Raw genomic sequence first — 25,329 nt, 5'->3', positions numbered from 1 at the left:
AGATCTGTAATGCGATTTACTGACATATTCATAAAGCGGCCCGTGCTGGCAATCTCGATCAGTTTTCTGATCGCCTTGCTCGGCTTCCAGGCCATCTTCAAGATGCAGGTGCGCGAATACCCCGAGGTGATCAATACCGTCATCACGGTCAACACCAGCTACTACGGCGCCAGCTCGGATCTGATCCAGGGTTTCATCACCCAACCCCTGGAACAGGCGATAGCCCAGGCCGACAACATCGACTTCATGACCTCGTCCAGCCAGCTGGGCAGCTCGACCGTGACGGCATTCATGAAGTTGAATACCGACCCGAACGCCGCGCTGTCAGACATACTGGCCAAGGTGAACTCGGTACGTTCCCAGCTGCCCAAAGAGTCGGAAGACCCTTCGGTCACCTCCTCCACAGGGTCGACCACGGCGGTGCTCTATCTGGGTGTCACCAGTCCTGAGCTGAACTCCAGCCAGATCACCGACTACCTGGAGCGGGTCGTCAAACCCCAGCTGTTCACTGTGGGCGGCGTCTCCAAAGTGGATCTGTATGGCGGTACCGAGTTTGCCCTGCGCGTCTGGCTGGATCCGGCCAAGATGGCCGCCTTCGACCTGACCGCAACTGACGTGATGACGGTGCTCAACAGCAACAACTATCAGTCGGCAACCGGTCAGTCCACCGGCTATTTCATGCTGTTCAACGGGGATGCCAAGACTCAAGTCACCAATACTGCCGAACTGGAACGACTGGTTGTATCGACCCGGGAAGGCAAGGTGATCCGTCTGTCCGACATCGCCAAAGTCAGCCTGGAGAAGAGCCACGACATCTATCGTGCCACCGCCAACGGCCGCGAAGCCGTGGTCATGGCCGTCAACGCCTCCCCGACCGCCAACCCGATCAACATCGCCCACGATGTGCTGGCGATGCTGCCAAGCCTCAAACGCAACATGCCGAGCACCATGGAGATGAACGTCCTCTATGACTCGACCGTGGCCATCAATGAATCGATCCACGAGGTTATCAAGACCATCATTGAGGCGGCGGCCATCGTACTGGTGGTGATCACCCTGTTCCTGGGCTCGTTCCGCGCCGTTATCATCCCCATCATCACCATCCCCTTGAGTCTCATCGGGGTCGTGATGGTGATGGACATCTTTGGCTTCTCCATCAATCTCATGACCTTGCTTGCCATGGTGCTCGCCATCGGTCTGGTGGTGGATGACGCCATCGTGGTGCTGGAGAACGTGGACAGGCATATCAAGGAGGGTGAGGAGCCCTTCCGGGCCGCCATCATAGGCACCCGGGAGATAGCCGTGCCCGTCATCGCCATGACCCTGACCCTGGCGGCCGTGTATGCTCCTATCGCACTGATGGGCGGCATCACCGGCTCGCTGTTCAAGGAGTTTGCGCTGACCCTGGCGGGGGCCGTGTTCGTGTCGGGCATCATCGCCCTGACCCTCTCCCCCATGATGTGTTCCGTGATGCTCAAGGCCAATGCCAAACCGAGCAAATTCGAGAGCACTGTGCATCATCTGCTCGAGCGCATGACGGATCGCTACGACCGCATGCTCCATGCCGTGATGCAAAAACGCATCGTGGTCATCGTCTTCGCGGTCATCGTCTTTGGCAGTCTGCCATTGCTGTTCAAGTTCATCCCGAGCGAACTGGCCCCCTCCGAAGATAAAGGGGTCATGGCGGTGCTGGGTACGGCGCCCTCGAACGCCAACCTGGACTACATCGAAAACACCATGGCGGAGGTGAACAAGGTGCTGGATGATCAGCCCGAGATCGCCTACTCCCAGGTCTTCTCCGGCCTGTTCAATGCCAACCAGGCATTCGGTATCGCCTCCATGAAACCCTGGAGCGAGCGGGAAGCCAGCCAGAAAGAGGTGCTGGATCGAGTCGGAGCCATTGTCAAAAATGTGCCAGGCATGTCCATCACCACCTTCCAGTTCCCCGAACTGCCAGGTGCGTCCAGCGGCTTGCCGATCCAGTTCGTCATCACCACACCAAACAGCTTTGAAAGCCTGTTCATCGTGGCGAGCGAAGTGCTGGCCGCCGCTCAGGCCAGTGGTCAGTTTGTCTACTCGGATCTCGATCTGAACTACGACTCTGCCACCATGAAGATCAGCATCGACAAGGACAAGGCGGGTGCCTACGGCATCACCATGCAGGACATAGGCGTCACCATGGGCACCATGATGGCGGATGGCTACGTCAATCGTATCGATCTGGATGGCCGCTCCTATGAGGTGATCCCGCAGGTGGAACGCAAGTACCGCCTCAACCCCGAGTCGATGAAGGGCTACTATGTGCGCGCCGCCGATGGCCGCTCAGTGCCCCTTGGCAGCCTGATCACCATAGATGTGGTCGGTGAGCCACGCGCCCTGCCCCACTTCAACCAGCTCAACTCGGCGACCATAGGTGCAGTACCTACTCCGGGTGTTGCCATGGGCGATGCGATCGGCTGGTTAGAAACGGAAGCGGCTTCCACCCTGCCCCAGGGCTATCGTTACGATTTCATGGGTGAGGCGCGTCAGTTTGTCACCGAAGGCAATGCGCTCTATGCCACCTTCGCGCTGGCACTGGCCATCATCTTCCTGGTGCTGGCCATCCAGTTCGAATCCGTCCGTGACCCGCTGGTGATCATGGTATCGGTTCCCCTGGCCATCAGTGGCGCCTTGATCGCCCTGGCTTGGGGTCTGGCGACCATGAACATCTACTCCCAGGTGGGCTTGATCACCCTCGTTGGTTTGATTACCAAGCACGGCATCCTGATCTGTGAGGTAGCCAAAGAAGAACAGCTGCTGCACGGCAGGAACCGTATGGAAGCGGTGATGCAGGCAGCCAAGGTGCGACTGCGCCCCATACTGATGACCACGGCGGCCATGATAGCGGGTCTGATCCCGCTGCTGTACGCCGCCGGTGCTGGCGCAGCCCAGCGCTTCAGTATCGGTATCGTCATCGTCGCCGGTCTGGCCATCGGCACCCTGTTCACGCTGTTCGTACTGCCGGTTATCTACACCTTCCTGGCGTCCAAACATGAGCCGCTCAAGGAGTTCGACGAGTCGGTCCCTCCCAAGGCACAGGGCGGTCACTGATCCCCTGCTCCATATGAATGAAAAGGCCCCGCGAGGGGCCTTTTTTCTGGGCGGGAGTCGAGCCTTCAATGCAGGGTCTGCAACAATAAGTGCCGCTCAGGGTCATCCCCGACCATCACCCATAAAAACGGCCACCCGCAGGGGTGGCCGTTTCTCGATGGGTAGCACCCAAGGGGTTTAGCGCAAGGACTTGACCGAGCGGCGCACGATGAGTTCGGGCTGCACCGTCATGGATTCGACTTCCAGCTCCTTGTTGCGGATCCGGCTCACCAGCTGTTGCACCGCCAGCAGACCCAGTTCGGCCTTGGGGTGGCGAATAGTGGTGAGCGGCGGGCTGGAGAAGCGTGCCATCTCCACATCGTCATAGCCGATGACGGAGATATCGTCCGGCACCTTGACCCCGGCCTCCCAGGCCGCGCAAATGGCGCCTATCGCCATGGGATCGTCGAAGGCAAAGACCGCGGTCGGACGCGGCTCGAGCGCCAGGATATGCAGCATCTGGTCGAAGCCGCTCTGACTCTCGTAGTCACCCTCGAAGATCTGTTCATCCTGCAAGGTGAGCCCCTGCTCGGTCAGGGCATCGCGCACCCCATCCAGTCGCTGCTGGGTGGTTGGCTTGTCGAGCTGACCCGTGATGCAGGCGATATTGCGGTGACCCTGCTCCAGCAGGTGGCTGACCGCCATGCGGGCACCGATGCGGGCGTTGTCATTGATGACGTTGGCAAAATCGCACTCGGTTCCCCAATCCAGCACCACCTGAGGCACATTCTTGTGGATGCGCAGCATGTCGCGCAGGGGGGTGTCGATGTCGGTGCCCAATACCAGCAGGCCATCGACCCGCTTCTCCATCAGCATTCTCAGATAATGCTGCTGACGGGGCGGCTGGTTCTCTGTATTGCAGAGGATCAGGCTGTAGCCCTGCTCGAAGCAGTAAGCCTCGACCCCGCGCACCACCTCCGCGAAGAAGGGGTTGGCACTGGTAGTGACCAGCATGCCGATAGTCTTGGTCGAATTTATCTTGAGGCTGCGCGCCACCGAATTGGGTGCGTAGTTGAGCTCTGCCACCGCCTCAAGCACGTTTTGGGTTGCTTCTTCGCTGACCCGACGGGTGTGATTGAGTACATGTGAGACGGTGGAGATGGATACGCCTGCGCGCGCGGCGACATCTTTAATAGTGGCCATCTCTGTCTCCTGAATATCAAAAGCGGAACCTTAGCAGATTTCCCGAATAAAGGCTTGAAATTAACGGGAGCTATCAGGCGATTGCCGATGCTGGCTAATCTAGGTGCTGCCCAGAGTTTGCGCAAACAGATTTTGAACGAAATGGGAGCCTCATCAGAGTAAAAACTCGTCAGGTTTTTCCGCTATCAAATCAACAAGATTCGAATGTTAACTTTATGTTGCCCACACGAAACAGCATGAAACACCAAGTAAATGTCTATACATAGTAGCAAGCTTCATCTAACCCCCACCTAACCCCCCTTATGCCATATCTTTAACAGCTTGTTATTACTGGGGCAGGAATGATAGAACCTTACCATTGCCGGACAAGCGGGAAGTCTGCCCGGTGTGAAACAATCCACTGATTAAAGGGACGAATCTATGAATAACTGGAGCAAGGTTGCAGTCAGGGCAGCGGTTTCTATGGCGCTGTTTGGTTCTGTTTCCATGGCCTATGCCGCCGATACCATCAAGATTGGCATTGCAGGCCCGGTCACCGGCCCGGTCGCTCAATATGGCGACATGCAATTCACCGGCGGCAAGATGGCCGTCGAGATGATCAACAAGGCTGGCGGCATCAAGGGCAAGCAGATCGAGGCCGTCATCTATGATGATGCCTGCGATCCCAAGCAAGCGGTCGCGGTCGCCAACAAGGTGATCAACGACGGTGTCAAATTTGTGGTTGGCCACCTCTGCTCCGATAACACCCTGCCCGCCTCCGACATCTATGAAGACGAAGGCGTCCTGATGATCACCCCCGCCTCCACCAACCCCAAGATCACCGAGCGTGGCTACCAGATGGTGCTGCGTACCATAGGTCTGGATAGCGATCAGGGCCCGACTGCCGCCAAGTACATCATCGACGTGGTCAAGCCCCAGCGTGTCGCCGTCATTCATGACAAGAAGCAGTACGGTGAAGGCATCGCCTCCAGCGTGAAAGCCACTCTGGACAAGGCTGGCGTCAAAGTCGTGGCCTTCGAGGGGATCACCGCAGGCGACAAGGACTTCTCCGCCCTGATCGCCAAGCTGCAGAAAGAGAACGTCGATTTCGTCTACTACGGCGGCTACCACCCGGAGCTGGGCCTGATCCTGCGCCAGGCAAATGAGAAAGGCTTCAAAGTCAAATTCATGGGTCCGGAAGGGGTAGGCAACAAGGACATCTCCGCCATCGGTGGCAAGGGCTCAGAGGGTCTGCTGGTGACGCTGCCGAACAAATATGATCTGGTGCCAGCCAACGCCCCGATCGTCGCGGCCTTCAAGGCCAAAGGTCAGGACTCTTCCGGTCCCTTCGTTTGGACCACCTATGCGGCAGTCCAGACCCTGGCCGCCGGGATAGAGAAAGCGGGTGAAGACCCGGTTGCCGTGGAAAAGGCCATCAAGAGCAGCACCATAGACACCGTCATGGGCCCCCTCACCTGGGCTGCAAATGGCGACCTGAAAGGCTTCGAGTTCGGCATGTTCGAGTGGCATGCCGACGGCACCTCTACTCAACTCAAATAATAAATCTGCCGGAGGGGGTGAGCATGCTCACCCCCTCACGTCTTTGCGGGCAAGTACAGGGAACGCAGTATGTCCGAACATATTCTTTATTTGGTTCAGCAGTTGCTGAACGGATTAACCATAGGTAGCACCTATGCGTTGATCGCCATCGGCTACACCATGGTCTATGGCATCATTGGCATGATCAACTTCGCTCATGGCGAGGTTTACATGATTGGCTCCTATGTGGCCTTCATGGTCATGGCCGCCCTCATGATGATGGGTATAGACACCACCGCCATACTGCTTGGGTCTGCCTTTCTCATCAGTATCATAGTGACCGGCACCTATGGCTGGACCATAGAGCGGGTCGCCTACCGCCCCTTGCGCGGCGGCAACCGTCTGATCCCCCTCATCTCCGCCATCGGCATGTCGATCTTCTTGCAGAACATGATGCGCATGGCCCAGGGATCCCGGGACATCGCCATGCCGACCCTGATCAGTGGCGGCTGGAACTTTGGCTCAGAAGATGGCTTCCAGGCCAGTCTCTCTTATATGCAGCTCATCATCTTCGTGGTGACCTTCATCACCATGCTGGCGCTGACCCAGTTCATCAACCGCTCCCGTATGGGCCGCGCCTGCCGCGCCTGCTCGGAAGACATCAAGATGGCAAACCTGCTGGGCATAGACACCCATGTGGTCATCTCCATTACCTTCGTGCTGGGGGCCACCCTGGCCGCCGTCGCCGGTGTGCTGCTTGGCATGTATTACGGCGTCATCAACCCCTACCTCGGCTTTATGGCCGGTCTGAAAGCCTTCACCGCCGCGGTGCTGGGGGGCATCGGCAGCATTCCCGGTGCCGTGATAGGGGGGTTGTTGCTCGGCGTGGTCGAGGCGCTCACCGCCGGCTACCTCAGCACCGAGTACAAGGACGTCATGGCCTTCGCCCTGCTCATCCTGGTGCTGCTCTTTATGCCCACCGGTCTCCTGGGTCGCCCGGAGGTCGAAAAAGTATGATGAAACATGCATATATCATCGGCCTGATGTCGTTCTCCATGGCCAGCATTGGCATCCTGAGTCGCCCGGAGGTCGAGAAGGTATGATGAAACGTCAATTCATTCACGCCTGCGTCGCCAGCCTGGTGCTGATGCTGCTCTCTTTCTGGCTGCTCGGCTTCAAGCTTGAGACGGAAGGCACCCGTCTGCTGGTCATCAGTCGACTCGATGTCTCCCTGATCTGGTTGCTGGGTGGGGCGGCGCTGGTGTTCTGCTTCCAGCTGCTGCGCAGCCAGATCCTGGGACTGTTCAAGGGGTCCACCAGCGGCGTCTCCAAGCTGGTGCTGCCCAGCCCGGAGCAGGCGCCACGCCTCTACAACACGGCGGCGCTCATCGCCCTGCTGCTGGCGGTAAGCTGGCCCTTCATGGCCTCCCGTGGTGCCGTGGATCTCGCCACTCTTACGCTCATTTACGTGATGCTGGGTCTGGGGCTGAACGTGGTGGTCGGTCTGGCGGGTCTGCTCGATCTCGGTTATGTCGGCTTCTACGCGGTCGGCGCCTACAGCTATGCCCTGCTCAACACCTACTTCGGGCTGAGCTTCTGGGAGTGCCTGCCCATCGCGGGGGGCATGGCCGCCCTGTTCGGCTTCCTGCTCGGCTTCCCCGTGCTGCGGCTGAGGGGGGATTATCTGGCCATAGTGACCCTGGGGTTTGGCGAGATCATCCGCATCTTGCTCAACAACCTCACCTCCCTCACCGGTGGCCCGAACGGGATATCAGGTATTCCCAAACCCACTCTGGGTGGCCTGGAGTTCAACCGCACCGTCAAGGACGGCGGCTTCGGCACCTTCCACGACTTCTTCGGCATCACCTACAACGCCAACCACAAGGTGATCTTCGTCTATCTGATGGCCTTGCTGCTGGTGATTGCCACCCTGTTCGTCATCAATCGCCTGCTGCGTATGCCCCTTGGCCGTGCCTGGGAGGCGCTGCGTGAAGATGAGATCGCCTGCAAATCACTGGGGCTCAACCCCACCATCATCAAGCTGACCGCCTTTACCATAGGCGCCTGCTTCGCGGGCTTCGCGGGCAGCTTCTTTGCTTCGCGCCAGGGCTTTATCAGCCCCGAGTCCTTCGTATTCATCGAGTCCGCCATTGTGCTGGCCATCGTGGTGCTGGGTGGCATGGGCTCCCAGATCGGCGTGGTGCTGGCCGCCATCGTAATGACGGTACTGCCCGAGCTGGCTCGCGAGTTCAACGAATACCGCATGCTGATGTTCGGTCTGCTGATGGTCTTCATGATGATCTGGCGTCCACAGGGTCTGCTGCCAATGACTCGCCCCCATCTGGAGCTGCAAAAATGAATCAGAAATTGTTAGAGGTCTCTGATCTGTCGATGCGTCACCTGGATGGGCTGCTCGTGATGCCCCTGGCCCAGCAAGTGGAGCTGCAAAAATGAATCAGAAGTTGTTAGAGGTCTCTGATCTGTCGATGCGTTTTGGTGGCCTGTTGGCCGTCAACGGCGTCAAACTGGATGTCGACCAGGGCGAGGTCATCTCCATCATTGGTCCCAACGGGGCCGGAAAGACCACTATTTTCAACTGCCTGACCGGCTTCTACCGGCCAAGCGGTGGCACCATCCGTTACCGTGGCGAGGAGATCCAGGGGCTACCCGGCCATCTGATCGCCCGCAAGGGGGTGGTGCGCACCTTCCAGCACGTACGGCTGTTCAAGGACATGACGGCAGTAGAAAACCTGCTGGTCGCCCAGCATCGTCACCTCAACACCGGTTTTATCTCCGGTCTGTTCAAGACCCCGGCTTTTCGCCGCGCCGAACAGGAGGGGCTGGATCAGTCCGCCTTCTGGCTGGAAAAGGTGGGCCTCAAGGATCTTGCCAACCGTCCCGCGGGTAACCTGGCTTATGGCCAGCAACGCCGCCTCGAGATTGCCCGCTGCATGGCCACCAAGCCAGCACTGTTGATGCTCGATGAGCCGGCAGCCGGTCTCAACCCCCATGAGACCGACGAGCTCAACGAGCTGATCGTCGGGCTGCGCGATGAGTTCGGTGTCTCTGTGTTGCTCATCGAGCACGACATGAAGCTGGTGATGGAGATCTCCAACCGCATCTTCGTGGTCAACCAGGGCACCCCACTGGCTCAGGGTAAACCGGAGGAAATCCGTAATAATCCGGCAGTGATCAAGGCCTATCTGGGCGAGTCGTAAGGACAAAAAGATGTTAGAACTTCGCAACGTATCGACCCATTACGGCAAGATCCAGGCCCTGCACGACGTCAGTGTCGAGGTAAAAGAAGGCGAAATAGTCACCCTGATCGGGGCCAACGGCGCCGGTAAAACTACGCTGCTGATGACGCTCTGTGGCGAACCCAAACCCAGTAGCGGCAGCATCTGGTTCGAGGGAGAAGAGATCACCTCCCTCACCACGGCCCGCATCATGCGCAAAGACATCGCCGTGGTGCCAGAAGGGCGGCGTATCTTCGCCCGACTGACGGTGGAGGAGAACCTGCGCATGGGCGCCTTCTTCGTCGACAAGCATGAGCAAGAGGGTCTGCTGCAACAGGTGTTCACCATGTTCCCACGGCTCCATGAACGGCTGGAACAACGGGCGGGCACCATGTCCGGGGGCGAGCAGCAGATGCTGGCCATAGGTCGGGCCCTGATGAGCAAGCCGCGCCTGCTGCTGCTCGACGAGCCCTCCCTCGGCCTGGCCCCCATCATCATCCAACAGATCTTCGACACCATTTTACAGCTGAGGGAGAAGGGCATGACCATCTTCCTGGTGGAGCAAAATGCCAACCAGGCACTCAAGCTGGCGGACAGAGGCTATGTGCTGGAGAACGGCCGGGTGGTGCTGCAAGACTCGGGCGCCGCCTTGTTGTCAAATCCCGCAGTGCGCCAAGCCTATCTGGGCGGCTGACATGGCTCCTTTACCCATTTCATCCTGCTATCCATGGCAGCCATGCCCCGGATATTGCTCGGTGATGAGGTCGTGAGCCACCCCAGGGGCACCCCGGACAGTCACAGGTTCTGGCGTGACCCTGAACTGCCTTTTATCGAGGCGCGCTCGGTGCAAGATGGCCGGCGCGTCTGCTATGACAAACACAGTCATGCCCACTTCTCCATCGGTGCCATTACCGGCGGCCACAGCCACTACCTCAATCAGCGCAGCTGGCAGAGCGTTGGCAGCGGCACGCTGGTGCTGATGAACCCGGAAGAGGTCCATGCCTGCAACCCCGTCTCGGATCAGCCCTGGTCCTATCTGATGTTCTATCTCGACCTCGACTGGCTGGGGGGCCAGCAACAAGACGCGGGTCTGGGCAGCGAATTTCGCCCCTTCGACATGACCGCCAGTCGGGATCCCCTGCTCTATTCCCTATTGGCAAGCCTCTATCGCATCCTGGTCGATAGCAGCCAGGATACCCTGGCCAAACAGGTGGCCTGCCACGGATTCGGCCACCAGCTACTGCATCGCCTGACCCCGGCCAAGTGGGATGATCGCCCGCCCCCGCGCCTGCAACGGGCCGCCGAGCTGATGCAGGACGACTGCGCCAATGCGCTCAGCTTGCAACAGCTAAGCGCCGTGGCCGAACTCAGCCCCTCCCACTTCGTGCGCGCCTTCAACCGTCATTACGGCATGACGCCCCACGCCTACCTGCTCAACCAGCGTATTCGCCACGCTCGCATGCTGTTACAGCGGGGGCAATCCCTGGCCGATGTCGCCCTGGCGAGTGGCTTCGCCGATCAGGCCCACTTCCAGCGCCAGTTCAAACGCTTGGTCGCCGCCACTCCGGGCCAGTATCGTGCCCAGATGTCGCGCCAAGACGTCCACTGCGATGAGTGATGGGGAAGCAGGCCAGTGGCCCAGAGTGCTCAAGATCAGGGTTCCATCACCAGATAGAGGCCGCTGAGCAGCAGTAGCGCCGCCATGGCGCGATTGAACCAGCGCAGTCGACGCCGGCATGACAATGCCTCCCGCAACTGGCTGCCTGCATAAGCCCAGCAGGCAATCGATGCCAGACAGATCACCAGGTACAACAAGCAAAACTGCAGTACCTGCCCCAGCCCTCCTAGCGCGCCATAGGCACCAACCCCCATGCTGGCCGCCAGCCACGCCTTGGGGTTGAGCCATTGCATCATGGCGCCATACCAGAATGCCGGAGGCTTGCCCTCCTGAGCACTCAGCGTGCCGTCATCTCGCAGCAGCAACCAGGCCATGTAGCAGAGAAACCCCACCCCGCCCCAACGGATGGCGCTGCCGAACACCGGCCAGCTCGATAACAGGGTGCCCAGGCCCAATCCCATCAGCAATAACAACAAGATGAAACCCAGGGTAGCCCCGACCACGTGCCGCAGGCTGGCACGAAAGCCATATCGGGCCCCGTTGCTGAGGGCCACCAGATTGACGGGACCCGGGGTAATGGACATGGCCAGAGCAAACCCGGCCATGGATAACAGCAGACTCGTTTCCATCAATGACACTCCAACAAGATGAGAGGAGGCCACCCTAGCGGCCATGACAGGCCCGGGTATTGAAGAAAATTGCGCTCAGGCCCTCGCCGAGATGCCCAGAGGAGATTGCCCCCTTAGCGCAGGCGCGCTCATGGGGTAAACTGCAACCCTATCGTTACTATCAGGACAAGGTCATGGATCAATTCGCCCACATCAGCGCCCAGGATGCCCACACCAAGCTCGCCGCGGGCGAGGCAAGACTCGTCGATATTCGCGATCCCCAGTCATTCGAGACATCTCATGCGGTGGGCGCCTTTCATCTGACCAACGGCAGTCTGGTGCGTTTCATGGATGAGGTGGACTTCGACACCCCCGTCATCGTCATCTGCTATCACGGCAACAGCAGCCAGGGTGCAGCCCAGTACCTGCTGCAACAGGGCTTCGAGGAGGTCTACAGCCTGGATGGCGGCTTTGAGGCGTGGCGCAAGGAGTTCCCCATCCAGGCGGGCGATGCATGAGCGGCGCCGATGAGCACGTCCCGGCAGGCATGATACAGCTGCTGGTACTGGACAACGCCCGCATGGCCCAGGCGCTGGTCGACTACCTCAGCACTCTGGGGATCCCGTGCGAGCTGACCCAGTCAGAGCTTGGCGTCAGTGTCTGGCTCGCCGACGAGCAGCGTGTCGCCCAGGCCCAGCTAGAGGTGAAGCGTTTCCTGGCCGAGCCCAGTCACCCCCGCTACATGGAAGCCTCCTGGCAATCCGGCCGGGCCGATGTCCGCATCGACTACAGCAAGGGCATGACGGATCCCATCACCGATTTCCTGCACCACGCCGGGCCACTCACCCTGCTGGTCATCATCGCCTGTCTCGCTATCTATGCCCTGCAGGCGATCGGCCTGCCCATCTATGATCTGCTGGCATTTCACCCGACCCTGGCCCAGTTTGCCGATTGGCAGGCCTGGCGTTACCTGACTCCGGCCTTCATCCATTTCTCCATATTGCATCTGGTGTTCAACCTGCTGTGGTGGTGGTATCTGGGTGGCCAGATAGAGCAGCGCCTGGGGAGTGGCAAGCTGTTTATTCTGCTGCTAGTCGGGGCGGCCCTGCCCAACATCGCCGAGTTCTTCGCCAGCGGCCCGCTGTTTGGCGGCCTCTCCGGTGTGGTCTATGCCTTGCTCGGCTACCTCTGGCTGCGCGGCCGCCTGCAACCGGAGTCCGGTTTCGCCCTGCCCCCGGCACTGATGGGCTTCATGCTGTTCTGGCTGGTGCTAGGCTTCTTCGACCTGCTCGGTACCAGCACGGCCAACATCGCCCATCTGGTGGGTCTGCTGGTCGGTCTGCTGCAAGGCTGGCTGGACCGCCACCACAAGCTGGCCTAGTCGTTGTTGTCATAAGGTTTTTCTCGACCTGCTCGGCAGCCATACCGCCGCCAACATCGCCCATCTGGTGGGTCTGCTGGTCGGCCTGCTGCAAGGCTGGCTGGACCGCCATCACAAGCTGGCCTAGTCGGGCTTCAGCAACATAGCGTCATCAAAAGAGCGCCATAAAAAACGCCGCCCCCGAGGGCGGCGTTTTGCTGGCTGGCTCACTCGAGCCTGCACACTTACTGCTTGATCAGCGTAGGATCCGTGACCTTGACCGCGGTACCGCCACTCATGAAGAAGCTGGCGAACTGGGTCTGCAGCTCGGTGGTCACCTTGCCGGTCGGATCGAAGTGCTCATCCGGTGCCAACAGCGAGCTGTGACCCCCCGCCAGGATACGCACCGCATGGTGGTTGGCCGCGCCGGTTGCCGTCAGCGGCTGCAAGCCGAGCAGCTTGAGCAGCGGCTCTGTGCCACCCAGCGGCGCAGTCGCAATGCTGTTCGGGATCACCTGATCCGGCAGGCTGCTGGCGCCATCCCCCACGATCTCGGAGGCAAACAGCGGGAAGTCCGCCTTGATGCCTGACACCAGGTTGATGGGATCAGCCGAATCCAGCACCGACTGGGCGGCGAAGCTGTAAGTCTGCAACGTGCTGGCCGCGCTCGCCTGAGTGGCGGCGTCCAGGCTCGGCAGGAACTCGTTGACGAAGCAGCTTGGCACCGCCGTCTGGCAGCTGGGCGCATAGGCGGTAAAGCCAGCCTTGAGCGCCGGGCTGCCTGCGGTCAGCACGCCCATCTTGATGGTCGGGCCGAAGGTCGGCGAGTTGAGCAGCAGGGGGGCTATGCCGCCACCGGGCATGCCCAGGCCGCCGGTGTCGAACTTGAACAGGGCATTTGCCAAGGGGTTGCCGATGTCCTGGTTGGTGACGGAGAGCAGATCGGCTCCCGAGATGGCCCCCAGGGAGTGGCCAAGGAAGTGTACCTTGAGCCCGGCGCCGCCGAGCTGGGTGCCCAGGCCTTTGGCATTGGCCAGCCCCACCGCCAGACGCAGCCCGAGCAAGTCGGCCACGCTCTGTTTCAGGTTGTCCCGTGCCACCGTCAGGTAGCTCAGATTCAGATAGGGGGTTGGATTGCTCTCGGTGGTAACCGAATCCAGGCTGCCGGTCAGGGCGTAGCCGCGCTCCCCGTGCAGTGGATGATCGATGACCACTATGGCCACGTTCTTCTTGGCCTGCAGGCCGGCGCCAATCTGGCTCAGGGCGATGGCGTAGGCGTTCTCCTTCACCGAGGTGACGCCGTGCTGATAGATGATGACGTCGGTGACGGCACTGAGCGGCGCGGCGGAGAAGATGCGCATCGGCACGTCCTGCACCTCGGTCAGGGCCGGCAGCGGGTTGAAGCGGCCTATGTTCTGCTCGGCATCCAGCGGCTTGCCACCCGAGGTGATGGTCGCGCCGATCAGCTTGCTCGCCTCGGCCAGCAACTCGGCCTGACGGGTCGGATCGGCAATCAATTCGCCCAGCAAAGCCGGATCCACGCCCGCCCCCACCAGACCACCGATCACCTCGCTGTCATTGGCCTTGAGCGCATTGGCGATGGCATAGAGGCTGGGGATGGCACCGTGCCAGGACTGAGTCTTCGCCTTGTCCCAGGAGCCGGCGCTGGTTGGTGTTGCCAGGAAGTAAGGCAGCTTGACCGCCCCCGTGTACACCTTGGTCGCAGCCGCGATACCGCTCAACTGAGGATTAGCGCCAATGACGCTCTCCAGCAGGGACTTCTGCTCGTCCGGCAGGAAGGGCTCACCCGCCAGCTGGGTCAGGAAATCGACCCCGGCATTGAGGCCCGTCATGGTGTAAGTGAGCGGCAGGCTGTCATTGCCCTCGGCATCCTGTTTCCACAGGGCGGCCGCATCCAGGGTCGGGCTCTTGAGAATGGAGGCCGCGGCCCCTTTCACCGCCAGCAACACATCGGCGCCGGACTGGGTACCGAACCAGTCGGAGAAGATGACATGGTCGCTGCTCACCCCGGTAGCGCCCTTGAACAGCGCCTCTTGCAGGGTGATCAGGCCATTGATGGTCTGCTCCTGAACCGTGCTGCCTGCACTGCCCTTGAAGTTGCTGTAATCGCTACCGGCCTGCAGTGCCTTGCCATCGCTGTCTTTCAGACTATCGGTGGCGACAATCATGTAATAGGAGGAGGGATTGAGCGGCTTGAGCGGCACCAGGTTGAGCTTGCCCCCTGCGCTGGCGACCACGTAGTCGCTGCCGTAGCTAAGCAGCTTCTTGACGCCGCTCGGGCGCAAGGTGGCGCTGTCGAACTCCAGCTCCAAGAGATAGAGGGGAGCGACCGAGGCACCGAATTCAGCCGCGGCGGGCGCAGGCACCTGGGTACCCGAACCGGTGACAGGCACAATCTGGATCGCCTGGGTGGTGGACCAGCCATCCAGGGTCGACAGGGCTGACACCGGGTTGGAGCGATCCGCCGTCTCGGTGGAAAACTTGAGGGTACCATCGCTGGCCCGGGCGGCCAGGGCGCTCGGCCGCACCGCATTGGAGCCGGTTAGCAGATAGTCCAGGTAGCTGGAGGTGTCGTCATCCTTACTGTCACTGCCACCGCAACCCGCCAGCAGAGCACTGAGCACGGCTACATAAACAAGCTTCTTTTTCATATCCATGTCTCTTTAGTTGTTATCCATACGAGTCGACGCTTTGCCGCCGCCACCAACATATTAACAGGCAAGCAACAAATATCACCCATCTGGTCAGTCATCTGATCTGATTTTTTTGTGTACAAGGTCAAGGAATTGCATTTTAGACAGACTCAATAGGTTATCAGCGACCACGACGGCCCCTGCCCCGACCAGCCAGCCGGATCGGACAGTGTCGCAAAAATCCCCCAGGGTTCGGCAAAGCAGGCAAATAGTCGGTAGAATGGCGCCATCAGATGAGGAGAAGATGTGATGATCGACCCGAAGAAACTGGAAGATATTGCCAAGCAGGTTCAGAACGCCCTGCCCCCCGGCATTCGTACCATGGGCGAAGAAGTGGAGAAGAAGATCCGCCAGGTGCTGCAAGCGCAGCTCGGCAAACTGGATCTGGTCAGCCGTGAAGAGTTCGATGTGCAGACCAAGGTGCTGCTGCGCACCCGTGAAAAACTGACCGCCCTGGAAGCCAAGCTGGAGCAACTCGAGCAGAAGCTGAGCGGCAAGAGCGAATAAGCCCTGGTCTCTCGCGCCAGAAAATAACAAACCCCAGCCAGGCTGGGGTTTGTTTTATCCGCGAACTTATCGGCAAGAAAGCTTCATTTAGATAAATTCGTAGGCGTCGCCGAAGATACGCTCAGGCTCGGCACCCAGCAGTTTGAACTCTTCCCGCGCCGCGCCCGCCATCTCGAAGCGGCCCGCCACATAGATGTCGTAGTCATGCAGACTCACGAAATCATCCATGATCGCCTTGTGTACCAGGCCAGTGCGACCGCCCCAGTCAGCCTCGGGCTCCTGCACCACGGGGATGAAGGTGAGCGGCTCGTAGCTGGCGGCCCAGCGCTCCATCTCCGCCTGCTCGTAAAGCCAATGGGCCTGACGCACGCCCCAGTAGAGGAAGACGGGACGCTTGCTGCCGTTGGCAATCAGGGACTCCAGTATGGAGCGGGCATAGGAGAAGCCGGTGCCTCCCGCCATCAGGATCAGCGGACGGGGCGAGCTGTCACGCAAGAAGGCCTTGCCAGCCGCCAGCTCCACCTCGATTTCGCCCTGCTCGCGCATGCGGGCCAGCACCTGACCTGCGTAGGCGTTTTCAGGAGTCGCCCCGATTTGCAATTCCAGCACCCCCTCCCGGGTCGGCGAATTGGCGATGGAGAAGGGTCGCTTGTCCGAATCGCTCATCACCACCAGCAGATATTGGCCCGGCTTGAAATTCACCTCTTGCTGTGGCGTCAGGGCCACGTGCCAGATGGTATCGACATATTCACGCAGCTCCGCTACGCGGCACTTGATACGTTGCATTCTATTCCTTGCGACGGGCCGGCCGGCCCGCTCCTTTTATTGATTCAGACTCATGACCCTGGGGTCGCGTCGTCGAAAATATTCAGTTCAGACCAGATGGCATCAATCTTCTGCTTGACGGCTTCATCCTGAACTATCGGCTGGCCCCACTCGCGATTGCTCTCCCCCGGCCACTTGTTGGTGGCATCCAGCCCCATCTTTGAGCCCAGGCCCGAGACGGGCGAAGCGAAGTCGAGATAGTCGATGGGAGTATGCTCGATGAGGGTGGTGTCCCGCGCAGGATCCATGCGGGTGGTGATGGCCCAGATCACATCCTGCCAGTTACGGGCATCGATGTCATCGTCGCAGACGATCACGAACTTGGTGTACATGAACTGGCGCAGGAAGGACCAGACCCCCAGCATCACCCGCTTGGCATGGCCCGGGTAGCGCTTCTTGATGGTCACCACCGCCATCCGGTAGGAACACCCCTCAGGCGGCAGATAGAAATCCACTATCTCCGGGAACTGCTTTTGCAGTATGGGGACGAATACTTCGTTGAGGGCCACGCCGAGCACCGCCGGCTCATCGGGCGGGCGGCCGGTATAGGTACTGTGGTAGATGGCATCCCGACGCATGCTGATATGGGTGACGGTGAACACCGGGAACTCATCCACCTCGTTGTAGTAACCGGTGTGGTCACCATAGGGGCCTTCCGGCGCCATCTCACCGGGCTCAAGGTAGCCTTCCAGCACGATTTCGGCGCTGGCGGGCACCTCAAGGTCGCAGCTCAGGGCCTTGGCCACCTCGGTGCGGCTGCCCCGCAGCAAGCCAGCGAAGGCATACTCGGAGAGCGAATCAGGCACCGGGGTCACGGCGCCCAGTATGGTGGCGGGATCCGCACCGAGGGCCACCACCACCGGGAAGCGCTTGCCTGGATGGGCCTCCTGCCATTCGCGAAAATCGATGGCGCCGCCGCGATGATCCAGCCAGCGCATGATCAGCTTGTTCCTGGCGATCTTCTGCTGACGATAGATACCGAGGTTCTGACGCTGCTTGTAAGGGCCACGGGTGATGGTGAGCCCCCAGGTGACCAGCGGGGCGACATCCCCAGGCCAGCAGTGCTGGATGGGCAACTTGTCCAGATCCACCTCATCCCCTGCCAGCACCAGCTGCTGGCAAGGGGGCGACGAGACCCGCTTGGTCGGCATGTTGAGCACCTGCTTGAAGATGGGCAGCTTCTCCATCAGCTCCTTGAGGCCGCGGGGCGGCTCGGGCTCTTTCAGATAAGAGAGCCAGGTGCCGACCTGACGCAGGGCGCTCACGTCCTGCTGGCCCATGCCCATGGCGACGCGATCCGGGGTGCCAAACAGGTTGGTCAGCACGGGCATCGCATACCCCTTGGGATTTTCGAACAGCAGCGCCGGGCCACCGGCCCGCAGAGTTCGGTCACTGATCTCGGTCATCTCCAGGTAGGGATCTATCTCCTGGCTGATGCGCTTGAGCTGGCCTTTCTTCTCGAGCTGCGCGATAAAATCACGCAAGTCCTTGTATTTCATGCGGGTACCGGCTGGATTCAGGAGGTGGGGCATTATAACCCCGGCGGAGTCCCTGTTGTACCCGTATCGGGTGCCAACAGCAGGGAGATGTTCGGCCGCCGCTCCATGCGCGTCAATTCATCGGCCAATCGTACCAGCAGTCTGGGTTCATCGACCTCGAGCAGCAGGCTGGCGACCAGACCGCCATATTGGCTGTTGCCGAGTTCGGCCAGCAGGAAGTCCTGGGCCTTGATGGGCAGAGGCGAGAGCTGACTCAGCGCCTTCAGGGCTGGCCGTTTCAGCTTGGGATTCCTGGTCGCGGCGATGAGCAGATCGCTCGCCGTGTCCCCTTGCTGCAGGGAAGACAATGCCTTGAGGGCCACCAGACTGTCATCGTCCACTGGCTGGCGCCACAGCATAAGAAACAGGGATGGCTCGCCAGTACGCAGCAACAGCTGGCTCAGCAGCCGGTTATCGGGCAGGAATATGTTCAGCTTGCCCAGCGCTTGCGCCTGCTTGTACAGCAAACCGGCGGGCAACTGGGCTATCGCCTGGAGCAAGGCCTGCTGTTGCTGGGCCAGGAGGGGGTTGCGGCTGTTGTAGACGCTCTTCCATTCGAAGCTGCCATTGCTCAGTGCCTGGCGATACTGCGCCTGCCAGTTCTGCTGTTGCCAGTGGGTGAGCAACAGACGGGCCTCGGCGGGAAAGTCATAGGCAGGCAGCTGCATCAGGAAGCCATCGACCTCCCCTTCGACCAGCCATTGAGGTGCCTTGGTTGACTGGGTCTGCACCCAGTATTGCAATGGCGCCGTGGCGGGTATGTGCTGCAGGTCGCTGAGCAGCTGGTAGAGCAGAAACTCACGCTGGCCCAGGCTCAGGGAGGCGAGCAAGGTATCCACCGCATCAAACCGACCGGCCTGGAGCTGCTCCAGCAGATAACGCTGGCTCTCGCGCAGTCCCTCATCGGCGACCAGGGCACTCTTGATCGGGGGTGGCTTGCTGACGGGGGTGGCCATGGCCGTTCCCGCCAGCAGGCTGGCCAGCAATAAAAAAACCAATCCTTTCATGACGTCTCTATCCATGTGACATCCAGGCTTCATAGTACGGCAAATCCTTTACCCAAAACCGCGATCCCACGCGGATTGCGGCATCTTGCGGCCAAATTGGCCAATCCATCCGCCATCTGCCGACAACTCAGGACTCGCTGGCCACGTTTAACCTGCCAGCCCCCTGCGCAACAAGGAGCCAGGGCGCGGATAAACAAAAACCGCGACCAAAAGGTCGCGGTTTGCACAGCACTCGGCGAGCACTTACTTCTGCTGACGACGCATGGAGTCGAAGAACTCGTCGTTGGTCTTGGTCGCTGCCAATTTGTCGATCAGGAACTCGATGCTGTCGATCTCACCCATGGGGTGGATGATTTTGCGCAGGATCCACATCTTCTGCAGCTCGTCGGGAGCGGTGAGCAGCTCCTCCTTGCGAGTGCCGGAGCGGGTGATATCGATGGCAGGATAGACACGCTTCTCGGCAATTTTGCGCGAGAGGTGCAGTTCCATGTTGCCGGTACCCTTGAACTCTTCGTAGATGACTTCATCCATCTTGGAGCCGGTGTCGACCAGTGCGGTCGCGATGATGGTCAGGCTGCCGCCTTCCTCAACGTTACGGGCGGCACCGAAGAAGCGCTTGGGCCTGTGCAGGGCGTTGGCATCCACACCACCGGTCAGTACCTTGCCGGATGAGGGGATGACGGTGTTGTAGGCACGGGCCAGACGGGTAATGGAGTCCAGCAGGATCACCACATCCTTCTTGTGCTCGACCAGACGCTTGGCCTTCTCGATCACCATCTCGGCAACCTGAACGTGGCGGGAGGCGGGCTCGTCGAAGGTAGAGGCGATCACTTCCCCTCTCACCATGCGCTGCATCTCGGTCACTTCTTCCGGACGCTCGTCGATCAGCAGCACGATGAGTTCGCAGTCAGGGTGGTTGTAAGCGATGCTCTGGGCGATGTTCTGCAGCAGCATGGTCTTACCGGCCTTGGGGGGCGCCACGATCAGGCCACGCTGGCCACGACCAATGGGGGACGCCAGATCCAGTACACGGGCGGTGATGTCTTCGGTCGAACCGTTACCACGTTCCATGCGCAGACGCTCGTTGGCGTGCAGCGGCGTCAGGTTTTCAAACAGGATCTTGTTGCGGGCGTTTTCCGGACGGTCGTAGTTGACCTCGTTGACCTTGAGCAGCGCGAAGTAGCGTTCGCCCTCTTTCGGTGGCCGGATCTTGCCGGAGATGGTATCGCCGGTGCGCAGGTTGAAGCGGCGGATCTGGCTTGGGGAGACATAGATATCATCCGGGCCAGCCAGATAGGAGCCATCTGCGCTGCGCAGGAAGCCAAAGCCATCGGTCAGGATTTCCAGCACACCGTCACCAAAGATATCCTCACCACCCTTGGCGTGTGCCTTGAGGATCGCGAAAATAATATCTTTTTTGTGGGCCCGAGCCAGATTTTCCAACCCCATGGTTTCGCCGAGCTTGACCAGCTCAGACACAGGAGTGTTCTTTAATTCAGTCAGATTCATAGTGGTGAAAGTCTGTAAGCAAGGATTGAATGGGGACGAGACAGTCTGCTGGATTGATGCCGATAGGATTGGATTCGCCAGACTGTTGTTAAGCAAAGCGTCAGACAAAACGGTTAGCAAACGAGCGTTAAATTAGCACCAATCGGGGTGAGCGTCTAGGTCATAAAACACAAGGAGCGCATTATTGCAATGCGCTCCTTCTTGATAATTACAGGTTGCCGTCCAGGAACTCTTTGAGTTGGGTCTTGGACAGGGCGCCGACCTTGGTGGCGGCCACTGCGCCGTCTTTAAACAGCAGCAGGGTGGGAATACCACGGATGCCGTACTTGGGGGCGGTCTCGGCGTTGTGGTCGATGTTCAGTTTGGCCACGGTCACACGACCTTCATACTCTTGGGAGATTTCGTCCAGAATGGGAGCAATCATTTTGCAAGGACCACACCATTCTGCCCAGAAATCGACCAGAACAGGGCCAGCGGCTTTGATTACATCTGCCTCGAAGCTGGCATCGCTCAGCTGAACAATCTTGTCACTCATCTCCAACTCCAGTCAGTAAATAAGGCCTTAATTGAGACGTCAACGAAGGCAATAGTTGCCCTATTTGAAATGATCCTGTTTATTATTGCAAGCCTAACCTGATAACCTACCGCCATGAGCAAAACACACTTAACGACCGATAAATTCGCCCAAATGGGCCTCGAACCCGAAGTTCTGGCTGGTCTGGAATCAAAGGGATTTCACTATTGCACCCCCATCCAGGCACTGTCCCTGCCCTTGCTGGTCGAAGGTCATGACCTCGCCGGACAGGCCCAGACGGGTACAGGCAAGACCCTTGCCTTCCTGGCTGCAACCTTCAACTATTTGTTGACCCATCCGCTGACCAAGCCGCGCCTGGTCAACCAGCCTCGCGCCATTATAATGGCACCGACCCGTGAGCTGGCGGTGCAGATCTACAACGATGCCGAGAGCATGTCCGCCTCGACCGGGCTCAAGCTCGGCCTCGCCTATGGCGGCGAGGGTTATGACAAGCAGCTGGCCGTGCTGGAACAGGGGGTCGACATCCTGATCGGCACCACCGGCCGTATCATCGACTACTTCAAGTCCAAGGTGATCGATCTGGGCTGCATCCAGGTTGTGGTGCTGGACGAAGCGGATCGCATGTTCGATCTGGGCTTCATCAAGGACATCCGCTTCCTGTTCCGCCGCATGCCAGAAGCCACCGAGCGTCTGAACATGCTGTTCTCCGCGACCCTCTCCCTGCGGGTGCAGGAGCTGGCCTACGAACACATGAACCACCCGGAACATGTGCAAGTCGAGCCGGAGCAGATGACGGGCGTGCGCATCAAGGAGGAGCTGTTCTACCCCTCCAACGAAGACAAGATGCTGTTGCTGCTCTCCCTGATGGAAGAGGAGTGGCCGGATAAAGCCATCGTCTTCGCCAACACCAAACATGTCTGTGAAGACGTGCAAGCCTGGCTGGAAAACGACGGCCACCGCGCCGGTCTGCTGACCGGTGACGTGCCGCAGAAGAAGCGGATGAAGATCCTGGAAGATTTCACTCAGGGCAAGCTCGACATCCTGGTCGCCACCGACGTGGCCGCCCGTGGTCTGCACATCCCGGACGTGACCCACGTCTTCAACTACGACCTGCCCGACGATGCCGAAGATTACGTGCACCGGATCGGTCGTACCGGCCGCGCCGGCAAGAGCGGTCACTCCATCAGCCTGGCCTGTGAAGACTATGCCTTCAACCTGCCGGCCATCGAGGAGTACATCCACCATGCCATCCCGGTCAGCAAATACGACCGCGATGCGCTGCTGGATGATGCAACCGCACCGAAACGGATCCACCGCAACCGCCAACCGGTGAACCGCAACTCGCGGGATCGCCAGGGTGGTGGCAACAGCAACAACCGCCGTCGCCCGCCTCGCAAGAACTAAGGGCAGCCAAGTTGCACAACTCGCCGCTCTATGCTGCCATCGACCTCGGCTCCAACAGCTTCCATATGCTGGTGGTGCGCGAGGTCGCTGGCGCTTTGCGTACCGTCACCAAGGTCAAGCGCAAGGTGCGCCTCGCCGCCGGTCTCGATCAGGAATTTCGCTTAAGCCAGGCTGCCATGGCCCGAGGTTGGGACTGCCTGCGCCTGTTTGCCGAACAGTTGCAGGACATTCCCGCCGATAACATTCGGGTGGTAGGCACGGCGACCCTGCGTCTGGCAACCAACGTCGATGAGTTCCTGAGCGAGGCCGAACGTGTCCTCAATCACAACATCGAGGTCATCTCCGGCGAGGAAGAGGCGAAAACCATCTACGAAGGGGTCTCCTGGACCTCCGCCGGGGAAGGCAATCGCCTGGTGATCGACATCGGCGGCGCCAGCACGGAGCTGGTGATCGGCGAACACAGCGAAGCCAAGCTGCTCAACAGCCTGCACATGGGCTGTGTCACCTGGCTCAACAATCATTTCGGTGATGGCGAGCTGAGCGAGGCCCGCTTCAACCAGGCCATCGCCGCCGCCAAGGCCGTGCTAACACCGGTCGCTGAGGATTACCGCGCCCTGGGTTGGCGCACCTGTGTCGGCGCCTCGGGCACCGTCCAGGCGCTGCAAGAGATCATGCTGGCCCAAGGCAAGAGCGAGCGGGTTACTCTGCCCAAGCTGCAAGAGCTCATGGAGCAAGCCATCGGTTGTGGTCGCCTCGACAAGTTGCGGCTTGAGGGGCTGGCGGCCGAACGGCTGACCGTGTTCCCCTCGGGTCTCGCCATCCTGATCGCCATCTTCGAGGTGCTCGGCATCGAGAGCATGACCCTGGCGGGGGGCGCCCTGCGCGAGGGACTCATCTACGGTCTGCTCGGCAATAATCATGACTGTGATGCCAGGGATCGCACCGCAGACAGCCTGATCAGCCGCTACCAACTCGACAGGGAACACGCCGAGCGCGTCAGGGATACGGCGGTCGAGGCATTCAACCAGCTGCAACCTGCCTGGCGTCTCTCCAAACGCTACGGTCGCCCCATCTTGCGCTACGCCGCCCTGCTGCACGAAATAGGCCTGTGCATCGAGTACAAGAAGGCCCCTCAGCATGCGGCCTACATCATCGACAACATCGACATGCCGGGCTTCACCCCTGCCCAGAAAAAACTGCTGTCCGCCCTGCTGCTCAACCAGCGGGATGAGTTCAAGCAGGAACCTCTGGACCGCCAGGGTGCCGTCACTGCCCGCCAGGCCACCCGCCTTGCCCGCATACTGCGCATCTCGCTGATCCTCTGCATGCGCCGCACTCAAGGCACTGTGCCCCAGTTCACCCTGACCGCGGACGAAGATGCCCTCACCCTCAGTCTGCCCAAGGGCTGGCTGGACGAACACTACCTGCGTGCCAGCGAGCTGCGGCTCGAGGTCGAGCGCCAGCAGAAACTCGGCTGGCCGACCCAGCTACTGGAACTGGAAGCCTGAAGGCAACCCCAAGGAGAGCGCCATGGCAGACTATCAGCCCATCAGCTGTGACCTCTACGACTGGCTCGAAATTGCCGCACGCTGGCAACTGCCACTGACCCTCACCACCCGGGATAACCGCTGCTGGCAGGACAAGATTGAAACCATTCAGGCTCGGGATGGGGTTGAGTTTCTGTTGCTGGCAAGTGGCGAATGGCTCAGCCTGGCTGAGCTGATCAGCCTCGATCTGACGTGGCAGGGAGAGCCGCGCCATATCCATTTCAAGGCCCAGGCCGACTGATGCGGGACAAGCCTGCGGCGAACGAAGAGAGGGCCAGCGATTGCTGGCCCTCTCTCTTTGTCACTGGGGTAGTCGGGATGGACCCGCTCAGTCGGCGACGACCTGGGTCAGCGCCGCCATCACATAGACATCGAAGCGGTTGTTCTTGGTCTCGATCGCCATGCTGGGTTTGTTCTCATCGAGCCAGCCCGCATAAGATGGCCGTTTCACCACCACCCGTCGCTGCGCCATCTTGAGCGCCGCCGGCAACAGGGCATCCGCATCGAGATCCGCCCCCACCAGGGACTGGAATACCCGCATCTCCTTCTTCACCAGCGCCGACTTTTGCTTGTGGGGGAACATGGGATCGAGATAGACCACCTCGGGTCGCTCGGACAGGGCCAGCAACTGCTCGGCAGCGGGGCCCTGGATCAGCTGCATCCGCTCGCTCACCCAGGCACCGATATAGGGATCTTGCGCCGCCCGCACCAGACCATCCGCCAGCAAGGCCGCCACCACAGGGCTGCGCTCTATCATGGTCACCTTGCAGCCGAGTGAGGCGAGCACGAAGGCATCGCGTCCCAGGCCAGCGGTCGCATCGACCACGGTCGGATTGGCCCCGGCCTTGAGGCCAACCGCCTTGGCGATGGATTGACCCCGGCCACCACCAAACTTGCGTCTGTGGGCCACGGCGCCCTCCACGAAATCGACAAAGACGGCCCCCAGCTTCTCTTCATCCAGTTTGCGCAGCTCCAGTCTGGTCTCGGTGAGGACCAGGGCGAAGGGAGCGGCAAAGCTGACCCCGGCCAGCCGTTGATGCAGGTCATGGAGCTCACCAGCGCGGGCAGGGGCTTCACAGGAAACCAGGATTGGATACATGGGGGCACTCATGGCAGCGGACATGGCGGCCA

At 60.1% G+C, this 25,329-nt stretch carries 22 protein-coding genes; 13 read left to right on the top strand and 9 right to left on the bottom strand.

Features of this window, described 5'->3' with window-relative positions; all coding sequences use genetic code 11:
• Nucleotides 1-9: 9 nt before the first annotated feature.
• Nucleotides 10-3,090 carry a multidrug efflux RND transporter permease subunit gene (locus tag KYK33_RS00215; protein ID WP_042043939.1) on the top strand — a complete coding sequence of 1,027 codons (3,081 nt, stop codon included), beginning with the start codon at nt 10-12 and terminating at the stop codon, nt 3,088-3,090.
• A gap of 177 nt (nt 3,091-3,267) precedes the next feature.
• Here the strand turns inward: KYK33_RS00215 and KYK33_RS00210 are convergent, their stop codons facing one another.
• A complete protein-coding gene (locus tag KYK33_RS00210) occupies nt 3,268-4,272 on the bottom strand; it encodes a substrate-binding domain-containing protein (protein ID WP_224431665.1) in 1,005 nt (334 codons plus the stop codon).
• A 420-nt stretch (nt 4,273-4,692) separates the two neighbouring features.
• On the opposite strand from KYK33_RS00210, the gene KYK33_RS00205 reads away from it, so the two are divergent.
• The 6 genes from KYK33_RS00205 to KYK33_RS00180 all read left to right on the top strand — a co-directional run bounded on the left by KYK33_RS00205 (nt 4,693) and on the right by KYK33_RS00180 (nt 10,644).
• Entirely contained in the window at nt 4,693-5,811 is a 1,119-nt protein-coding gene (locus KYK33_RS00205) for a branched-chain amino acid ABC transporter substrate-binding protein (protein ID WP_224431664.1), read from the top strand.
• 69 nt (nt 5,812-5,880) lie between these two features.
• Nucleotides 5,881-6,807, top strand: coding sequence for a high-affinity branched-chain amino acid ABC transporter permease LivH (gene livH / locus KYK33_RS00200; RefSeq protein ID WP_042043944.1), 927 nt, complete (start codon nt 5,881-5,883; stop codon nt 6,805-6,807).
• A gap of 85 nt (nt 6,808-6,892) precedes the next feature.
• Complete coding sequence (locus KYK33_RS00195; RefSeq protein WP_224433067.1) at nt 6,893-8,149, top strand: high-affinity branched-chain amino acid ABC transporter permease LivM; 1,257 nt, start codon at nt 6,893-6,895, stop codon at nt 8,147-8,149.
• Between the two features lie 91 nt (nt 8,150-8,240).
• Complete coding sequence (gene livG, locus KYK33_RS00190) at nt 8,241-9,008, top strand: high-affinity branched-chain amino acid ABC transporter ATP-binding protein LivG (protein ID WP_042043949.1); 768 nt, start codon at nt 8,241-8,243, stop codon at nt 9,006-9,008.
• A 10-nt stretch (nt 9,009-9,018) separates the two neighbouring features.
• Complete coding sequence (locus KYK33_RS00185) at nt 9,019-9,720, top strand: ABC transporter ATP-binding protein (RefSeq protein WP_042043951.1); 702 nt, start codon at nt 9,019-9,021, stop codon at nt 9,718-9,720.
• A gap of 42 nt (nt 9,721-9,762) precedes the next feature.
• Nucleotides 9,763-10,644, top strand: a complete 882-nt coding sequence (locus KYK33_RS00180) for an AraC family transcriptional regulator (RefSeq protein ID WP_224431663.1) — start codon at nt 9,763-9,765, stop codon at nt 10,642-10,644.
• Nucleotides 10,645-10,679: 35 nt separating this feature from the next.
• Here the strand turns inward: KYK33_RS00180 and KYK33_RS00175 are convergent, their stop codons facing one another.
• Nucleotides 10,680-11,273: a LysE family translocator gene (locus tag KYK33_RS00175; protein ID WP_224431662.1), complete on the bottom strand. Its 594-nt coding sequence runs from the start codon at nt 11,271-11,273 to the stop codon at nt 10,680-10,682.
• Between the two features lie 173 nt (nt 11,274-11,446).
• Between KYK33_RS00175 and glpE the strand changes: the two genes are divergently transcribed.
• Nucleotides 11,447-11,770, top strand: a complete 324-nt coding sequence (gene glpE, locus KYK33_RS00170) for a thiosulfate sulfurtransferase GlpE (protein ID WP_042043952.1) — start codon at nt 11,447-11,449, stop codon at nt 11,768-11,770.
• 29 nt (nt 11,771-11,799) lie between these two features.
• Nucleotides 11,800-12,633, top strand: coding sequence for a rhomboid family intramembrane serine protease GlpG (glpG, locus tag KYK33_RS00165; RefSeq protein WP_224433066.1), 834 nt, complete (start codon nt 11,800-11,802; stop codon nt 12,631-12,633).
• Between the two features lie 224 nt (nt 12,634-12,857).
• Here the strand turns inward: glpG and KYK33_RS00155 are convergent, their stop codons facing one another.
• Entirely contained in the window at nt 12,858-15,284 is a 2,427-nt protein-coding gene (locus KYK33_RS00155; protein WP_224431661.1) for a VolA/Pla-1 family phospholipase, read from the bottom strand.
• A gap of 291 nt (nt 15,285-15,575) precedes the next feature.
• On the opposite strand from KYK33_RS00155, the gene ubiK reads away from it, so the two are divergent.
• A complete protein-coding gene (ubiK, locus tag KYK33_RS00150; protein WP_224431660.1) occupies nt 15,576-15,833 on the top strand; it encodes a ubiquinone biosynthesis accessory factor UbiK in 258 nt (85 codons plus the stop codon).
• Nucleotides 15,834-15,920: 87 nt separating this feature from the next.
• Here ubiK and fre read toward each other — a convergent pair whose 3' ends face one another.
• The 5 genes from fre to trxA all read right to left on the bottom strand — a co-directional run bounded on the left by fre (nt 15,921) and on the right by trxA (nt 21,247).
• Nucleotides 15,921-16,619 carry an NAD(P)H-flavin reductase gene (fre, locus tag KYK33_RS00145; RefSeq protein WP_042043957.1) on the bottom strand — a complete coding sequence of 233 codons (699 nt, stop codon included), beginning with the start codon at nt 16,617-16,619 and terminating at the stop codon, nt 15,921-15,923.
• Nucleotides 16,620-16,669: 50 nt separating this feature from the next.
• Nucleotides 16,670-18,157, bottom strand: a complete 1,488-nt coding sequence (gene ubiD / locus KYK33_RS00140) for a 4-hydroxy-3-polyprenylbenzoate decarboxylase (RefSeq protein WP_224433065.1) — start codon at nt 18,155-18,157, stop codon at nt 16,670-16,672.
• Between the two features lie 32 nt (nt 18,158-18,189).
• Nucleotides 18,190-19,203 (bottom strand): hypothetical protein, encoded by a 1,014-nt coding sequence (locus tag KYK33_RS00135; RefSeq protein ID WP_224431659.1) that lies wholly within the window; start codon nt 19,201-19,203, stop codon nt 18,190-18,192.
• A 243-nt stretch (nt 19,204-19,446) separates the two neighbouring features.
• Complete coding sequence (gene rho / locus KYK33_RS00130; RefSeq protein WP_042043959.1) at nt 19,447-20,712, bottom strand: transcription termination factor Rho; 1,266 nt, start codon at nt 20,710-20,712, stop codon at nt 19,447-19,449.
• A gap of 208 nt (nt 20,713-20,920) precedes the next feature.
• Nucleotides 20,921-21,247: a thioredoxin TrxA gene (gene trxA, locus KYK33_RS00125; protein WP_042043962.1), complete on the bottom strand. Its 327-nt coding sequence runs from the start codon at nt 21,245-21,247 to the stop codon at nt 20,921-20,923.
• A gap of 114 nt (nt 21,248-21,361) precedes the next feature.
• Between trxA and rhlB the strand changes: the two genes are divergently transcribed.
• Genes rhlB through KYK33_RS00110 form a run of 3 tightly spaced genes read left to right on the top strand, consistent with a single transcriptional unit; the run spans nt 21,362 to nt 24,439 of the window.
• Nucleotides 21,362-22,651 (top strand): ATP-dependent RNA helicase RhlB, encoded by a 1,290-nt coding sequence (gene rhlB, locus KYK33_RS00120; protein WP_042043964.1) that lies wholly within the window; start codon nt 21,362-21,364, stop codon nt 22,649-22,651.
• Nucleotides 22,652-22,662: 11 nt separating this feature from the next.
• Complete coding sequence (gene gppA / locus KYK33_RS00115; RefSeq protein ID WP_224431658.1) at nt 22,663-24,159, top strand: guanosine-5'-triphosphate,3'-diphosphate diphosphatase; 1,497 nt, start codon at nt 22,663-22,665, stop codon at nt 24,157-24,159.
• A 22-nt stretch (nt 24,160-24,181) separates the two neighbouring features.
• A complete protein-coding gene (locus KYK33_RS00110; protein WP_224431657.1) occupies nt 24,182-24,439 on the top strand; it encodes a Rho-binding antiterminator in 258 nt (85 codons plus the stop codon).
• Between the two features lie 87 nt (nt 24,440-24,526).
• On the opposite strand, the gene KYK33_RS00105 is transcribed toward KYK33_RS00110, so the two are convergent.
• Complete coding sequence (locus tag KYK33_RS00105) at nt 24,527-25,297, bottom strand: class I SAM-dependent methyltransferase (protein ID WP_157014104.1); 771 nt, start codon at nt 25,295-25,297, stop codon at nt 24,527-24,529.
• Nucleotides 25,298-25,329: the final 32 nt, after the last annotated feature.

Source organism: Aeromonas rivuli, assembly GCF_020149575.1.
Taxonomy (GTDB): Bacteria; Pseudomonadota; Gammaproteobacteria; order Enterobacterales; family Aeromonadaceae; genus Aeromonas; species Aeromonas rivuli.
This window is presented reverse-complemented; position numbering and strand designations above follow the sequence as displayed.

Bases quoted from the DNA above. Each gene is read 5' to 3' on its own strand.
- rhlB (WP_042043964.1), top strand. From the start codon at position 21,362: ATGAGCAAAACACACTTAACGACCGATAAATTCGCCCAAATGGGCCTC.
- KYK33_RS00155 (WP_224431661.1), bottom strand. From the start codon at position 15,284: ATGAAAAAGAAGCTTGTTTATGTAGCCGTGCTCAGTGCTCTGCTGGCG.
- ubiK (WP_224431660.1), top strand. From the start codon at position 15,576: ATGATCGACCCGAAGAAACTGGAAGATATTGCCAAGCAGGTTCAGAAC.
- KYK33_RS00185 (WP_042043951.1), top strand. From the start codon at position 9,019: ATGTTAGAACTTCGCAACGTATCGACCCATTACGGCAAGATCCAGGCC.
- KYK33_RS00110 (WP_224431657.1), top strand. From the start codon at position 24,182: ATGGCAGACTATCAGCCCATCAGCTGTGACCTCTACGACTGGCTCGAA.
- rho (WP_042043959.1), bottom strand. From the start codon at position 20,712: ATGAATCTGACTGAATTAAAGAACACTCCTGTGTCTGAGCTGGTCAAG.
- KYK33_RS00195 (WP_224433067.1), top strand. From the start codon at position 6,893: ATGAAACGTCAATTCATTCACGCCTGCGTCGCCAGCCTGGTGCTGATG.
- KYK33_RS00180 (WP_224431663.1), top strand. From the start codon at position 9,763: ATGCCCCGGATATTGCTCGGTGATGAGGTCGTGAGCCACCCCAGGGGC.
- ubiD (WP_224433065.1), bottom strand. From the start codon at position 18,157: ATGAAATACAAGGACTTGCGTGATTTTATCGCGCAGCTCGAGAAGAAA.
- KYK33_RS00210 (WP_224431665.1), bottom strand. From the start codon at position 4,272: ATGGCCACTATTAAAGATGTCGCCGCGCGCGCAGGCGTATCCATCTCC.
- KYK33_RS00105 (WP_157014104.1), bottom strand. From the start codon at position 25,297: ATGTATCCAATCCTGGTTTCCTGTGAAGCCCCTGCCCGCGCTGGTGAG.
- KYK33_RS00205 (WP_224431664.1), top strand. From the start codon at position 4,693: ATGAATAACTGGAGCAAGGTTGCAGTCAGGGCAGCGGTTTCTATGGCG.
- livH (WP_042043944.1), top strand. From the start codon at position 5,881: ATGTCCGAACATATTCTTTATTTGGTTCAGCAGTTGCTGAACGGATTA.
- livG (WP_042043949.1), top strand. From the start codon at position 8,241: ATGAATCAGAAGTTGTTAGAGGTCTCTGATCTGTCGATGCGTTTTGGT.
- KYK33_RS00135 (WP_224431659.1), bottom strand. From the start codon at position 19,203: ATGAAAGGATTGGTTTTTTTATTGCTGGCCAGCCTGCTGGCGGGAACG.
- KYK33_RS00175 (WP_224431662.1), bottom strand. From the start codon at position 11,273: ATGGAAACGAGTCTGCTGTTATCCATGGCCGGGTTTGCTCTGGCCATG.
- fre (WP_042043957.1), bottom strand. From the start codon at position 16,619: ATGCAACGTATCAAGTGCCGCGTAGCGGAGCTGCGTGAATATGTCGAT.
- glpG (WP_224433066.1), top strand. From the start codon at position 11,800: ATGATACAGCTGCTGGTACTGGACAACGCCCGCATGGCCCAGGCGCTG.
- trxA (WP_042043962.1), bottom strand. From the start codon at position 21,247: ATGAGTGACAAGATTGTTCAGCTGAGCGATGCCAGCTTCGAGGCAGAT.
- KYK33_RS00215 (WP_042043939.1), top strand. From the start codon at position 10: ATGCGATTTACTGACATATTCATAAAGCGGCCCGTGCTGGCAATCTCG.
- glpE (WP_042043952.1), top strand. From the start codon at position 11,447: ATGGATCAATTCGCCCACATCAGCGCCCAGGATGCCCACACCAAGCTC.